At 51.5% G+C, this 15,418-nt stretch carries 9 protein-coding genes and 1 pseudogene; 9 read left to right on the forward strand and 1 reads right to left on the reverse strand.

The features are described from left to right. Window positions 1–9 precede the first annotated feature (9 nt). The 6 genes and pseudogenes from ACFO4L_RS10720 (at window position 10) to ACFO4L_RS10745 (ending at window position 8,232) form a co-directional block, all read left to right on the forward strand. Window positions 10–759: an ABC transporter ATP-binding protein gene (locus ACFO4L_RS10720; RefSeq protein WP_377909665.1), complete on the forward strand. Its 750-nt coding sequence runs from the start codon at window positions 10–12 to the stop codon at window positions 757–759. Beyond that, a complete protein-coding gene (acsA, locus tag ACFO4L_RS10725; RefSeq protein ID WP_377909666.1) occupies window positions 756–2,423 on the forward strand; it encodes an acetate--CoA ligase in 1,668 nt (555 codons plus the stop codon). The genes ACFO4L_RS10720 and acsA overlap by 4 nt, the downstream gene beginning before the upstream one ends. After that, window positions 2,420–3,577, forward strand: a complete 1,158-nt coding sequence (locus tag ACFO4L_RS10730) for a homoserine dehydrogenase (protein ID WP_377909667.1) — start codon at window positions 2,420–2,422, stop codon at window positions 3,575–3,577. Before acsA ends, ACFO4L_RS10730 begins: the two co-directional genes overlap by 4 nt. Window positions 3,578–3,690: 113 nt before the next feature. After that, window positions 3,691–4,230, forward strand: a pseudogene (locus ACFO4L_RS10735) (DsbA family oxidoreductase); the annotation flags it as partial. Window positions 4,231–4,477: 247 nt separating this feature from the next. Continuing rightward, window positions 4,478–5,779, forward strand: coding sequence for a preprotein translocase subunit SecY (secY, locus tag ACFO4L_RS10740; protein WP_377909668.1), 1,302 nt, complete (start codon window positions 4,478–4,480; stop codon window positions 5,777–5,779). Window positions 5,780–6,195: 416 nt separating this feature from the next. After that, a complete protein-coding gene (locus ACFO4L_RS10745; protein WP_377909669.1) occupies window positions 6,196–8,232 on the forward strand; it encodes a bifunctional 2',3'-cyclic-nucleotide 2'-phosphodiesterase/3'-nucleotidase in 2,037 nt (678 codons plus the stop codon). A gap of 429 nt (window positions 8,233–8,661) precedes the next feature. Here ACFO4L_RS10745 and ACFO4L_RS10750 read toward each other — a convergent pair whose 3' ends face one another. Beyond that, window positions 8,662–9,795: a YibE/F family protein gene (locus tag ACFO4L_RS10750; protein WP_377909670.1), complete on the reverse strand. Its 1,134-nt coding sequence runs from the start codon at window positions 9,793–9,795 to the stop codon at window positions 8,662–8,664. A 217-nt stretch (window positions 9,796–10,012) separates the two neighbouring features. Here ACFO4L_RS10750 and ACFO4L_RS10755 point away from each other — a divergent pair, with 217 nt between their 5' ends. Genes ACFO4L_RS10755 through ACFO4L_RS10765 form a run of 3 tightly spaced genes read left to right on the forward strand, consistent with a single transcriptional unit; the run spans window position 10,013 to window position 15,395 of the window. Further along, complete coding sequence (locus ACFO4L_RS10755) at window positions 10,013–12,397, forward strand: 3-hydroxyacyl-CoA dehydrogenase/enoyl-CoA hydratase family protein (protein WP_377909671.1); 2,385 nt, start codon at window positions 10,013–10,015, stop codon at window positions 12,395–12,397. A gap of 18 nt (window positions 12,398–12,415) precedes the next feature. Next, entirely contained in the window at window positions 12,416–13,597 is a 1,182-nt protein-coding gene (locus ACFO4L_RS10760; RefSeq protein WP_377909672.1) for an acetyl-CoA C-acetyltransferase, read from the forward strand. A gap of 19 nt (window positions 13,598–13,616) precedes the next feature. Continuing rightward, on the forward strand, window positions 13,617–15,395 hold the full coding sequence (locus ACFO4L_RS10765; RefSeq protein WP_377909673.1) for an acyl-CoA dehydrogenase family protein: 1,779 nt from the start codon (window positions 13,617–13,619) through the stop codon (window positions 15,393–15,395). The last annotated feature ends 23 nt before the right edge of the window (window positions 15,396–15,418 follow it).

Here is a 15,418-nt window from a genome sequence, read left to right on the forward strand (position 1 = left end):
GATACCCGCATGAGCATACAAGTTGAACGGTTTGGACGTTCGTTTGACGGCGTTACAGCTGTAGAAGATATTTCGTTTCAGGCAGAACCGGGTGAAATCATCGGGCTGCTTGGTACATCCGGATGCGGAAAAAGTACCATTCTCCGCGGAGTAGCCGGACTGGACACCGATTACAACGGCACTATTCGCATCAGCGGAAAGGAAGTAAACGGTCCCTCCGGAGAACTCGGTATTATTTTTCAGGAACCAAGGCTGATGCCGTGGCTGACCGTACTGGATAACGTCTGCTTCGGCCTGGAAGGGCCGAAAGAGGAGCAGAAGCAAAAGGCACTTGAGCTGTTAAAGGTCGTCGGTCTGGAGGATTTTACAGGCCACTATCCGAAGCAGCTTTCAGGGGGAATGGCGCAGCGGACAGCCATCGCCAGAGCGCTTGTGACAGAGCCATCCACCCTGCTTCTGGACGAGCCGTTCAGTGCGCTGGATGCGTTTACGAAGCTGCAGCTGCAGGATATGGTACTGGAGCTTTGGGAGCGCTACAGCCCTACGATGATCATCGTCACGCACGATATCGACGAGGCGCTCACGCTCTGCGACCGGATTGTTATCTTAAAAGGGCAGCCGGGCGAGCTGCATGACAATGTAAAAGTGACTCCGGCCAAGCCGCGCCGCAAAAGCGATCCGCAGCTTGCTGAACTGAAGGAATATATTCTTGAGAGTCTCGATATGACGAGAAACGTACAGAGGGAGGTCCGTGCATGAACGTGTTGAATCCTTCTCCGCTTACGGCGGCGAATGCAAACATTACGATTGACCGGCAGCAGGGAAAAACGAGCTGGGAGGACGCCGTAAACCGTCTCGGTAAAGTACCGGAGGGAAAATGGAACGCAGCATATGAATGCATTGACCGCCACGTCGACGACGGCTACGGAGACAAGACGGCGCTGCTTTACACCGACGGAACAGAAGAAGCTATTTACACGTTTGAGCAGGTGAAGAATATCACCGATCACTATGCGCGCGTTCTGAAGGCGGAAGGAGTGCTGCCTGGGGACCGCGTATTTATTTTTCTGCCGAAGTCGCCGGACTGCTACTTTGCTGTACTGGCGGCTATTAAAGCTGGAGCAGTCGCCGGACCTCTGTTTGAAGCGTTTATGGAAGAAGCGGTCAAGGAGCGGATGCACGACTGTGAAGCGCAGTATCTGATTACCGACGAGGAGCTCGGCAAACGAGTTCCGGCAAGCGAATTGCCGCACTTGAAAAAAACGTGGCTGATCGATGAACTGCAAGCAGCAACGGTTCACGAGAACGAAGAAGAACCGGTCGTGTGGCGCGGGGAACAGGACGGGATGCTGATTCACTATACGTCCGGCTCTACCGGCAAACCAAAAGGCGTGCTGCATGCGCAAAAGGTGCTGCCGCATCATGTCATCAGCGGACGGTGGGTGCTTGATATTAAGGAAGATGATGTATACTGGTGCACCTCCCATCCGGGATGGGTGACAGGCAGCGTGTACGGCGTGTTCGCACCCTGGCTGAACAGGGCATCTGTCGTGATCCACGGCGGCCGCTTTGATGCCGCCGAGTGGTACCGTCTGATTGACCGCTTCGGGGTGACGATCTGGTACAGTGCTCCGACAGCGTTTAGGATGCTGATGAGTGAAGGGGATCTTCACAGGCAGTACAGCCTGAAAAGCCTGCGCCATATTCTGAGTGTGGGCGAGCCGCTGAATCCGGAAGTGATTCACTGGGCGTACAGAGAGTTTGGGGTCCGTATTCATGATACGTGGTGGATGACCGAAACGGGCGGACATCTGATCGTGAACCTGCCGTCTGATACGATTAAACCAGGATCGATGGGAAAAGCGTTCCCTGGTATTGAAATTGGGATTCTGGATGAAAACAACGAGCCGCTTCCTGCCGGCAGACAAGGGAAGCTTGCCGTGCGTTCCCCGTGGCCGGGATTAATGAAAGAGATATGGAAAAACGAGGCGAAGTTCCGCTCGTATTTCACGGAAAACGGCTGGTACTTATCCGGTGATACGGCACTGCAGGATGAGGATGGCTACGTCTTTTTCCAGGGGCGTGACGATGATTTAATTAAAACGGCCGGCGAGCAGGTCGGCCCGTTTGAAGTAGAGTCGAAGCTGATTGAGCATGAAGCCGTAGCGGAAGCCGGCGTGATCGGCAAACCTGATGAAATTCGAGGCCATATCATCAAAGCATTTATCACGCTTCGCGCAGGATATGAGGAGCGGGAAGGGCTGTCAGAAGAAATCCGGCAGTTTGTGAAACGGAATCTCGCGGCACACGCCGCTCCTAAAGAAATTGAAATTGTCGAGGAGCTGCCGAAGACAAAGATCAGCGGGAAAATATTACGGCGGGAATTAAAGCGCCGTGAGCTGGAGAAGGAGGCTGCAACATGAGTACGAGAAAATTAGGAATCCTTGGATTTGGAACGGTCGGGAGCGGTGTTTATGAAAGCCTGGAGAAAGAACGAAAGCGCGTTGAAACACTCGCTGGTTTTTTCACGATTCCAGTCGTCGTAGTTAAAGACGCGTCAAAAACCCGCACAACCGGACCGGAAACGCTCGTGACCGATCGGCTCGAGGCGCTGTTTGAAGCAGGGGTGGACACTGTGGTAGAGGCGGTGACGGATGCGGAGGAGGCCTATCCAGCCGTTCGGAAGCTGTTGCAAAAGGGGATCTCAGTGATTTCCGCCAATAAGGAGCTGATTGCCCGGCACGGGGAAGAGCTGCATCTGCTTGCTGCAGGCTCCGGCAGCAGATTATTTTATGAAGCGGCTGTCGCGGGCGGCATCCCAATCCTTTCCTCCATCCGCCATACGCTGAAAACAAACCGCATCCTGCGCGTAGAGGGAATTGTAAACGGCACTTCCAACTTTATTTTGACGAAAATGAGGGAGGAAGGTACCGCATTTGAAGCAGCACTGGAGGAAGCAACCGCACTAGGCTACGCAGAAGCGGTGCCGGATAAGGATATTGATGGGTGGGATGCCTGGTTTAAAACGACGATCTTGAGTTTCTGGATCAACGGCGCGGGACCTGAATGGACGGAAGAGCGTCCGCAGGGGATCCGCGGTATGGATGTACGCGATTTGCATTTAGCAGAAAAGTTAGGCGGACGAATCAAGCACGTTGCTTCATTAGAAGGAACGAAAGCCTTCGTCGGTCCGAAGCTCGTCTTAAAGGATCATGCCCTTTACGGCGTAGAGGATGTGAACAACGGCGTCTATGTGGAAGCATCCTTGAGTGGACCGCTGTTGTTTCAAGGACCGGGAGCCGGAAAATTTCCGACGGCAGGTGCGGTGATCGAGGACGTGATCAATCATTGGACGAATACGGCAGAGGAAGAGCCGCCGTTCACTGAGTCGGCTCCTTCTGAGGAGGAACCGTTCCCGTACTGGTTTATTACCGGCAGCGCCATTTCAGATGAACTGGAGCCTATCAGCCGGATTGTCGAGTCCGACGGCAAGTACGGAGCAGTCGTCCGCCGCAGACCGGAAGGGAAGGCGCTTGCTGTACTAGGCTGTCCCGAAGAAGTGCTGCAGCCGGTCTAAATTGCTGGCTGTCCCAGCCGCCTTCTGCTACACTACGTTCAAAAGCTGAAGGAGGCTGAAAGATGAGTATAAAAGTCCGTATTTACAGCGATTTCGTTTGACCTTTCTGCTATTTAGCGGAGGCTCCGCTTTTTCGTGCAATGGAAGGAAAAGATGTAGATATAGAATGGCTCCCGTTTGAACTGCGGCCGTATCCGCAGGAAACGCTGAGTCCGCACAGCGATTATATTCAGCAGGCATGGCACCAGCGCATACTGCCGATCGCCGACCAGCTCGGTGTTACGATGAATCTCAATATGACGGATCCGCAGCCGCACACCCATCTTGCTCATGAAGGACTGCTGTTTGCGAAGGAGCAGAACCTGGGCAACGCGTATGCGCACCGGCTGTTTAAAGCATTTTATGAAGAAGGACTCGATATTGGTGATCCGGATGTGCTGGAATCTCTGGCCAGGGAAACCGGCCTGGAGCCGAAAGCGTTTCGGGAAGCACTGGAGAAACGAGTGTATTCCGATGAGCGCGAAGCATCGCAGCGCCGTGCCTATGAAGAGGGAGTTCAGGCAGTGCCGACCTTTTTCATTGGCGGCCAGAAGTTAACCGGCCTGCAGGGGCAGCAGGCGTACGAGCAGGCACTGGCTGAGGAGATGGATTAGTTTTCCATAAAAGGAGGAAATCGTTCCGTTTTCGGGACGATTTTTTGCTGTTTTCTGCATTTTTTTTCGGTTCTAAGTAAAATTGTCCGCGCGCGGTCCGCATGAATATGATAGACTGATAAGGCAGTAATTTTGACGTGGAACGATTGTTTTTTGATAGGGGATGCACGACCAGCACAGCATCAGGATGCGTAGGCGTTTACGCAGGCATCTGAGATTTTTGAGATGAACAGAGGTGTTTAAGCGTATGTTTAGTACTTTAAGAGGGATGTTTAAGGCAGGCGATCTGCGGAATAAAATTTTGTTCACGCTTTCGATCCTTGTCGTTTTCCGTATTGGCGCTCATCTTCCCGCTCCGGGAGTGAACGCGGATGCGCTCAGCTTCGACGGACTTGCCGCACTAGGCTTTCTGAATACGTTTGGCGGCGGGGCGCTCGAAAACTTTTCGATATTCGCAACCGGAATCATGCCGTACATTACGGCTTCCATTATCGTCCAGCTCCTTCGCATGGACGTTGTGCCGAAGTTTGCAGAGTGGGCGCGTGAAGGGGACGCAGGCCGAAAAAAACTGGCCAACGTGACGCGGTACGGAACGATCGCTATCGCGTTTGTACAGGCGCTTGGGATGTCCATCGGGTTCAATAACCTGATGCCGGGTCTCGTACCGAATCCGTCTGTTTCTACTTACCTGATCATTGCGATCACCCTTACCGGGGGCACGGCCTTCCTGCTGTGGCTCGGTGAGCAGATTACGGCTAAAGGTGTCGGAAACGGTATTTCGATATTGATCTTTGCCGGTATCGCAGCAGGAATTCCGAACGGCGTGATGCAGCTGTATACGATCTATATTGCCGATGCAGGGGACCAGCTCTTCTTAAACATTGTCATTGTGGCCCTGATCGTACTGGCGATTCTGGCAGTAGTCGTATTCGTTATCTTTGTCCAGCAGGCTGAACGGAAAGTACCTGTTCAGTACGCGAAGCAAATCGCAGCCGGCGGCCGTGCAACCGGCGGACAGTCATCTCACCTGCCGATTAAGGTAAACGCAGCAGGGGTTATCCCGGTCATCTTCGCGATGTCGCTGTTTATCTTCCCGCCTACAGTAGCGAACTTTGTGGGGGAAGGCAGTCCGATCTCAACGTGGATCGTGCAGACATTTGACTATACGAACCCGATCGGCATGGTCTTTTATGCGCTGCTCATCATCGCCTTTGCGTATTTCTATACGTTTGTGCAGATGAATCCGGAGCAGATGGCGCAGAACCTGCAGCGACAGAATGGATTTATTCCAGGCGTTCGTCCGGGTAAAGCAACACAGGACTATATCGTCCGCCTGCTTTACAGACTGACATTCGTCGGCTCGCTCTTCCTGGCAACTGTAGCGATTTTACCGCTTATTTTCGGTACACTTGCCGGCCTTCCGCCAGCGGTGCAGATCGGCGGTACAGGTCTTCTCATCGTCGTCGGGGTTGCACTTGATACGATGAAGCGAATTGAAAGTCAGCTGATTGACCGGCGCTACACAGGATTTATGCGCCGCTCCTCTTAATAGCATTACAAAGAACGCATCGGCTGAGCGCCGGTGCGTTTTTCAGGTTGTCGATAACGTTTTACGGATGAATAACTTTGCATCTGCCTGTCGTGACGTCATTCTCCAATAAACAAACCTGTTTCCACCTTCGTCTCCGGCAAACTTTCACAGGTGTGTTTTTTCGACGTCAACACAATTTCAAAAATCTGTCAGACGTCTGATGTTTCAAAAGTCGCACAAAAAAAGTTAGAGTTCTGAAGAAAGTCTCATAATCGCACCAACTCCCTGCTGGTACTATCAATCGTTTTTGAAGCGATTTCACATACAGACGTATAGCACCAGCTGATTATGGTAAAATCTCAAACGTAACCCTTTTTCTGACTGTACGCTAAGCTGGTAAAAGGGGCCACATACTTCAGGGGAGGTAATACATAATGGCAAAACAGTTCTCAACTTGGATGAAGCGTTCGGCGCTTGCCGGGGCTGCGGGGATGATCATGTTTCCGGCTGCAGTGTCTGCAGAGGAACAGCACGACCTGACGATCATGACGACGACCGACATTCACTCGTACCTGATGCCGTACGATTACATGAATGACGAGGCGGTAGATGACTACGGCTTCGTGAAAACAGCGTCGCTGATTGAACAGGTTCGGGCTGAGAAAGAAAACACGATTCTGTTCGACAACGGGGATATTTTTGAAGGAAGCATGCTCGGGGAAATGGAAATTTTGATCGAGCCGGTTGAAGAAGGCGACACGATGTCTGTCATCAAGGCGATGAACGACCTCGACTATTCAGCAGCCGCAATCGGAAACCATGAGTACAATTTCGGTCTCGATTACCTGGATAACGTGATCGAATCAGCAGACTTCCCGATTTTAAGTGCGAACGTTTACAAAGCTGGCACGGACCGGGAAGAGCACTATCATGAGCCGTACACGGTCATTGAGCATGAAGTAGACGGAAAGCCGATTGATATCGGCGTTATCGGTTTTGTGCCGCCGCAGATCATGCAGTGGGACAACCTCCACCTGGAAGGCAATATTGAAGTGCGTGATATTGTAGAATCTGCTCAGCGCTACGTTCCGGATCTCGCGGAGCAGTCAGACGTAGTCGTTGCTCTGGCACACACGGGGGTTAATACGAGCGACCGTGAAACAGAGCATGCAGCCGTCTCGCTCGCTGAGTCTGTAGACGGTATCGATGCCCTTGTCATGGGACACGCACACCAGACGTTCCCTGGAAACTCCGGCTATGATGAAGTAGAGGGCGTTGATGACGAGGCTGGTACGATCCACGGAATTCCAGCTGTTATGGCAGGGTCATGGGGGAGCCACCTCGGAACAATTGACCTCAGCCTGACCGAATCCGATGGGGAATGGTCAATTCAATCCTCTGCTTCTGAAGTCATCGGGGTGGAAGGCGTTGAATCAAACGACCGCATCGTTGATTTAATTATCGACGTTCATGAGAAAACAGTCGACTACATCAATGAAGTCGTCGGCTCGTTCTCGGAAGGCATGAACAGCTTTTTCTCTCTCGTCATGGATAATGAAGTGACGCAGCTCGTAAACGATGCCCAGCTGTGGTACACCGAGGACTACCTGGAGGGCACCGAGTATGAAGAAAAGCCGCTTCTCTCCGCAGCAGCGCCATTCCGGGCCGGATACCGCGGCGGATTCACGGAAGTGGATGCCGGCGAAGTAACAATTGGTGACTTGGCGGATATTTACGTATATTCCAACACGCTGCAGGTCGTAGACATTGATGGCGCAGAGCTTGAGCAGTGGCTGGAGCGTTCTGCCGAAAACTTCGAACAGATTGATCCTGCTGCAACAGAGGATCAGGATCTGCACGCGAGCTTCTCCGCATTTAACTTTGACGTCATTGAAGGTGTCGACTATTATCTGGACGTGACGCAGCCGGTTGGCGAGCGCGTTACCGATCTGATGTATGAAGGCGAGCCAGTTACAGAAGATATGGAATTCCTAGTTGTGACAAATAACTATCGTGCAGGCGGCGGTGGCGATCACCTGGAAGACGCTGCGCTAGTTGAAGAACTTGTAGATGCGAACGTACAAAACCGACAGGTGATTGCTGAATATCTGCAGGCTCACGGTACGTATCATCCACACGCGACGTTTAACTGGGCACTGCTGCCGCAGGATATGGCAGGAGATGTTCTCTTTACGAGCTCTCCGGATGGAGTCGATCACCTGGAGCGTCTTGGTATTGATCAGGTGAGCTTCACGGGTGACTACACGGATGATGGAGACGGCGCTTACTTTGCCTACAATTTTGACGTAGACGGCACCGAATCCGATATCTATGCTGATCATCCAGGACAGACGGAAGGCGATGAAATGCCTGCTACAGCAACCGCTTATCCGTACTTGATCATTCTTGGTCTGACAGCAGCAGCAGCAGGTGCTGTGCTTCTGACCGTGCGCAGACGCGCAACCGTTTAATAGAGAACATCATGAGAGCCCTCCGGTGATGCCGGAGGGCTGTTTTATATATTGTCTGAAAAAAAAAACGGCTTAGCAGGGTCCTGCTTCTCGTTAACTGGAGACTGCCTTTAAAAGAAATGATGTTTTTACGTGAAAGTGTTCAACTTTTGAAGCAAAAGCATGAACACCATCTGTAATAAATTCAACTTTTTTCTTGAAAGGTTCAAGACTCTCTGTCATATGTTTACGAGCTTCAACTTAGAGCTGATATAACGAATAAACGTTCATCCTGTTCCGCCAAATCATTAACTTCTCAGGGAAAACGTTCAACTTTAGTCGAGTTCAGCTTTCTGTTTATGTGCCCGTGCTCCATCCCCAAGTCACCTGACGCAGCTATTGCAATGGCAATCAAAAACCCGCCGAACGCTGCCGGCGGGTGTTGGATCGTCATCCTTTTTTACGAAGCAGAACTCGTTTCCAAAGCGGCAGTTTTGCAGCCTGCTGCTCCAGTTTTTCAGAGTCAGCACGGCTGTAAAGAATACCAGCAATCACAGCGGTTAATGGAATCGCATAGATAAGTCCGATGCTTCCAGCAAGGATCCGTATAATCTCTGTTGCCATCGCTTCCATGTTGATAACTCGGTTAAACGAAACGTTATGTGCATTCAACACGAGCAGCAGCGTCATGGAAGCCCCGGTGTAGGCGAGAATTAACGTGTTCGCCATCGTCCCCATGATATCGCGGCCGAGGTTCATGCCGGATTTGATCAGCTGTCTGGCCGTTGCGGCCGGATTGGACCGCTTCACTTCATCTACGGCTGAAGCAATCGACACGCCGACATCGAGCACCGCTCCGACAGCTCCGATGATCATGCCTGCAAGGAGCAGCCCCTGAAAGTCGAATGATGTATTCGGCACGTACATAAGCATCTGGGCGTCATCTGCACCAAAGCCCGTCAGTCTCGTCACACGCGTCATCACCGAAGCGAGTACGCCCGCAAGGATGACCCCGCCGATGGTACCGAGGACGGCTGCCGCCGATTTCCGGTTCCAGCCGCTGATCAGCAGGACGGAAGCAACGGTAATAATAGAGGCAATGACGATCGTCGTAAAGACTGGCGGCATCCCGCCCAGGATCAGTGGAATGAGCAGCTGCATGATCAGAAAAATAGTAAAGGCAAGGGAAATGACGGTTTTTATGCCCTTCAGCCCGCCAATCAGCACGAGCGACAGAGCAAAAAAGATGCCGAGATACATTAAATAATGATCCCGCGCGAGCTCTCGAACAAGCGAGCGGGTGATCGTACCATCTTCGCTTTCTATGTATACGAGCACGCGGTCGCCGGTGCTGTAATAAAAATCCTGTGCAGGGTTGCCAGATAACGTCTGTTCTACCGTCACTGTTTCTCCGGAAAACTCGCCTTGGTCAATCAGGATTTCCATCCGCTGGAACCCGGGTGATTCTTCTTCCATCACGATGATTTCCCCGCGGACAGTCTCCGCTTCCTGTGCGTTCGTTTCAGCAGGCCAGACGGCAAATGCTGTTAAAAAAGCAAGTACGATAAGTAACGAATGTTTCAAACGTATCACGCTCCAACTTACGGCTGCTGTTATTGTATCATAGAGCTTGGCGGAACAGGAGGAGCTGGCGATTGAAAAAGAAAACAGACTTTTTTCAATTTTTAGTTGCATAAACGCCAATTATTTACTATAGTAAAAGTAGTGAAAGCGCTTCTTTTTTTTCATGTAAAAATGAATGAGTATTCATTCAAAAAAAGAGTATCCAGGGAGGTAGCTTATGACCCGTCATATTAAAAAGGCAGCAGTACTCGGATCCGGCGTAATGGGTTCCGGGATCGCTGCTCATCTCGCCAATATCGGCATTCCCGTGCTGCTGATGGACATTGTACCGAAAGATGCGGAGACGTCAGGAAGCCAGGTAGCCACATTAGAGAGAAAGAAAGTGCGCAATCAGCTGTCGCTTGAGGCGATCAAAAAGCTTAAAAAGCAAAAACCGGCACCACTTGCTCGTCATGAAAATGCGGATCTCATTGAAGCAGGCAACTTTGAGGATGACATGAACCGGCTGTCAGAAGTGGACTGGATTATTGAAGTAGTCGTTGAGAACCTCGATATCAAACAAAAAGTGTTCAGCCAGGTGGAAGAGCACCGTCGTCCAGGCACGATCGTCAGCTCGAACACATCCGGTATTTCGATTGAAGCAATGGCAGAAGGACGCTCCGAAGATTTCAAGCGCCACTTTCTGGGCACCCATTTCTTTAACCCGCCGCGCTACTTGAAGCTGCTGGAAGTGATCCCGACACAGCAGACGGATGAACAAGTGACATCGTTCATGAAACAGTTTGGGGAAGACGTGCTCGGTAAAGGCGTTGTGGAAGCAAAGGACACGCCTAACTTCATTGCGAATCGCATCGGCACGTACGGACTGCTCGTAACCGTACGGGAAATGATGAAACAGGGCGTGAGCGTTGGTGAAGTAGACTCCGTTACAGGTCCTGCTCTCGGGCGACCGAAAAGTGCGACGTTCCGTACGCTGGATGTAGTCGGACTTGATACATTCATGCACGTAGCGAAAAACGTGTACGATCAGGTTGAAGGAGATGAAAAAGACGTCTTTGACCCGCCGGCCTTTATGAAAAAAATGATTGAAGAAAACATGCTCGGCAGCAAAAGCGGAAAAGGTTTTTATCAGAAAGTAAAGACCGATTCCGGAAGTGACATTCAGGAGCTCAATTATGAAACGATGGAGTATGAGTCCCGCCGGAAAATGAAAGCGCCTTCCGTTCAGCAGAGCAAGCAGGCAAAAGGCAAAGCAGCCAAAATGCAGGCGCTCGTTTATGCTGACGATCAGGCAGGAAAGCTCGTCTGGAATATCCTGAAACCAACGCTTTTATACGCTGCTGAGAAAGCCTATGAAGTGGCTGACTCAATTTATGATGTTGATCAGGCAATGAAGTGGGGCTTCGGCTGGGAGCTTGGTCCTTTCGAAACTTGGGATGCCATCGGGCTTGAAAAATCCGCAGCGCGTATGAAAGAGGAAGGTGAAACACTGCCGGAATGGGTAGAAGAGATGCTTTCTTCCGGGAAAACGAGCTTCTACGACGGGCATGCGACTTACTACGAGAACGGCAGCTATCAAAAAGCTGCGATTAATGAGAAAGTGATTCATCTGAAGTCGTGGAAAAATGACAACACGGTGATCATGAAAAATACCGGTGCTTCTCTGATTGATATTGGAGATGACATAGCAGTACTCGAATTTACGTCGCCGAACAACTCGATTGGACTTGACGTCATGCAGATGATCAACAAGTCGATTGAAGAAGTAGAGAAAAACTACAAAGGGCTTGTCATTAACAACCAGGGTAAAAATTTCTGTGTCGGCGCGAACCTGATGATGATTTTGATGGAAGCACAGGACATGAACTACCCGGAAATTGATCTCGTTGTCCGCCAGTTCCAGCAGTCGATGGCCAACATCCGCTACTCGGAAAAGCCGGTCGTAACGGCACCGTTCCAAATGACGCTCGGCGGCGGAACGGAGATTGCACTGCCTTCAGCAGGACTGCAGGCGTCAATGGAGACGTACATGGGACTTGTAGAAACGGGCGTCGGACTTATTCCAGGCGGAGGCGGAAACAAAGAGCTGTACCTGCGCCACCTGAAGGCGATTCCAGAAGGTACGAAAGTCGATTTACAGGCTGTCAGCAACAATGTGTTTGAACTGATCGCAATGGCGAAGGTCAGCACGAGTGCTCATGAAGCACAGAAATACGGTTTTCTGCGTCCGCAGGATGACATCAGCATCAACGACGACCACCTGCTGCATGACGCGAAGCAGAAGGCGCTCTACCTGTATGAACAGGGCTACCGCGCACCGAAACGGGAGAAGATTCCTGTTGTCGGCGAGCGAGGATATGCGACGATGCTGCTCGGTGCAAAAACGCTGCAGTACGGCGGACATGTATCCGATCATGACGTGAAAATAGCACAAAAGCTGGCGTTTGTGCTCGCAGGAGGACGAGTTCCTTACGGTTCAGAAGTAGATGAACAGTACCTGCTTGATCTGGAGAGGGAAGCATTCCTGAGCCTCGTCGGCGAAGCGAAGACACAGCAGCGTATGCAGCATATGCTTACAAAAGGGAAGCCTTTGCGCAACTAGTCAAAAGGAGGGGTCGGAGTGAACGAAGCAGTGATTGTGGCAGGCTCGAGAACGCCTGTCGGTAAAGCAAAAAAAGGAACATTTGCCAGCGTGCGGCCGGATGATCTGGCTGCCGTTACGATAAAAGAAACATTGAGACGCGCTGGAGATTTTGATGCCTCGCGGATTGAAGATGTCATCATTGGCTGTGCGATGCCGGAAGCAGAGCAGGGCATGAACATGGCCCGCAATATCTCTGCTTTGGCAGGACTGCCGGACCACGTACCGGCGATTACGATTAACCGTTACTGCTCATCCGGGCTGCAAAGCATCGCCTACGGTGCGGAACGCATTATGCTGGGACACTCAAGTGCAGTGCTTGCAGGCGGTGCAGAATCGATGAGCCTGATTCCAATGGGCGGACACGTGATTGCCCCGAATCCGCATCTTGTTGAAGAAGCGCCTGAATACTATATGGGAATGGGCTTCACAGCAGAGGAAGTCGCCAAGCGATTCGGCGTTTCACGCCGTGATCAGGATGAATTTGCTGCAGAAAGCCACAAGCGTGCGGCAGCAGCAATTAAAGGCGGTAAGTTTGAAGATGAAATCGTGCCGGTACCCGTGACACTCCGCGGTGTTGATGAAAATCACAAGCTCGTTGAACGAGAAGTGACGCTTGCCCAGGATGAAGGCGTCCGGGAGGATACGACAGCGGATACGCTGGCAAAGCTCCGGCCTGCGTTCAATCAGCAAGGCGGCACGGTTACAGCCGGAAACGCATCGCAGATGAGTGACGGAGCAGCCTCTGTTCTCGTGATGGACCGGGCAGCAGCAGAGCAGGACGGCCTGACTCCGCTCGTGAAATTTCGCTCCTTTGCGGTTGCCGGCGTCGCGCCGGACATTATGGGAATCGGACCGGTGGAAGCCGTGCCGAAGGCTGTTAAGCAGGCAGGCCTGCAGATGGAGGATATCGGTTTGTTCGAACTGAATGAAGCATTTGCCTCGCAGGCTCTGCAGGTGATCCGGCATTTAAACCTGGATCATGACAAAGTAAACGTAAACGGCGGAGCAATTGCGCTTGGACATCCGCTTGGCTGTACAGGAACGAAGCTTTCGCTCAGCCTTATTCACGAAATGAAGCGCCGCGGTGAACAATTTGGTGTCGTAACGATGTGTATTGGCGGAGGTATGGGAGCTGCAGGAGTATTTGAGCTAGTCTAATCCAGAAAGGATGATCATCATGGCAACAACGGAAAAGGTAAAAGGCGGCGGATTTCTGCTCGACAGCCAGACAGCAGAAAACGTATTTACACCGGAGGATTTCAGCGAAGAGCATAAGATGATTGCGAAAACGACAGAAGATTTCGTAAAGAACAAAGTAGTGCCGGAAATCGAGCACATCGAGAACCACGAGTTTGACCGCTCCGTCAGATTGCTGAAGGAAGCTGGAGAATTAGGCCTTCTCGGTGCCGATGTACCGGAAGAATTCGGAGGCATTGGCCTCGATAAAATCAGCTCCTCGCTGATCACGGAAAAATTTGCGCTTGCAGGCTCTTTTTCCCTGACGCAGGGAGCACACGTCGGGATCGGCTCTCTGCCAATCGTGTTCTTCGGTAATCAGCAGCAGAAAGAGAACTATCTGCCTGCACTGGCTTCCGGTGAAAAAATCGCTGCTTACGCGCTGACAGAGCCGACTTCCGGCTCCGACGCGCTGAGCGCGAAAACGACGGCAAAGCTGACAGAAGACGGCAGCCACTACGTGCTTACAGGTGAAAAACAGTGGATTACGAACGCTGGTTTTGCGGATGTGTTCGTCGTATATGCTAAAGTCGACGGTGAACACTTCAGCGCATTCATTGTAGAGCGCGATTACGAAGGAGTATCGGTCGGACCGGAAGAGAAGAAGATGGGGATTAAAGGGTCCTCTACCCGGACGTTGATTTTAGACGAAGCAAAAGTACCGAAGGAAAATCTGCTCGGTGAAGTCGGCAAAGGCCACGTGATTGCTTTCAACATCCTGAACGTTGGCCGCTATAAGCTCGGCGTCGGCTGTATCGGCGGCGCAAAGCGTGCGATTGAGCTTTCAGCAAAATACGCGAATGAGCGCAAGCAGTTTAAAATGCCCATTTCCAAGTTCACGCTGATTCAGAAGAAGCTTGCGGAAATGGCAGCGAAAACGTATGCGATGGAATCGACGATCTACCGCACAGGCGGCCTGATTGACCAGGCGTTCGAAAACCTGTCCGAAGAAGAACAGAAGGACGGCGGCGCAATCGGAAAAGCGATCAGTGAATATGCGATTGAGTGCTCATTAAATAAATTCTTCGGTTCAGAGGTTCTGGATTTCGTCGTAGACGAAGCGGTACAGATTCACGGCGGATACGGCTTCATGGCCGAGTACGAAGTGGAAACGATGTACCGGAACTCCCGAATCAACCGTATTTTTGAAGGAACAAACGAAATCAACCGCATGCTCGTTCCGGCTACGATTATGAGAAAAGCAATGAAGGGCGAACTGCCGCTTCTGGAGCAGGCAGCAGGTCTTCAGGAAGAGCTCATGATGATGATGCCTCAGGAAGTCGGCGATGAGCCGCTTGAGCAGGAGCGTTACCTGCTGGAGAACGCGAAGAAAGTGTTCCTCATGATTGCAGGCACCGCTGCACAAAAGTACGGTGAAAAGCTGCAGAAGGAACAGGAGCTGCTTGCGAACGTAGCAGATATCGTGAACGAAGTATTCAACATTGAATCGATGATTCTGCGTACAGAAAAAGCAATGGCCCGCGATGGTGAAGACAAAGCGGCTCAAAAGCTTCTCATGACGCAGATTTATGCACAGGAAGCATTCAATAACATCGAAGCAGTAGCGAAGGAATCCCTTGTAGCACTTGAAGAAGGGGACAGCCTGAGAACGATGCTGTCTATTCTGAAAAAGCTGACGCGCCACAATCCGGTGAACCTGATCGCGAAAAAGCGTGAGCTTGCGCAGAAGATCATTGCAGAAGAGCGTTACGTCGTATAACTGTTAGCTACTTTAGGGCGGGA

The organism is Bacillus daqingensis, assembly GCF_042654445.1.
Taxonomy (GTDB): domain Bacteria; phylum Bacillota; class Bacilli; order Bacillales; family Salisediminibacteriaceae; genus Alkalicoccus; species Alkalicoccus luteus.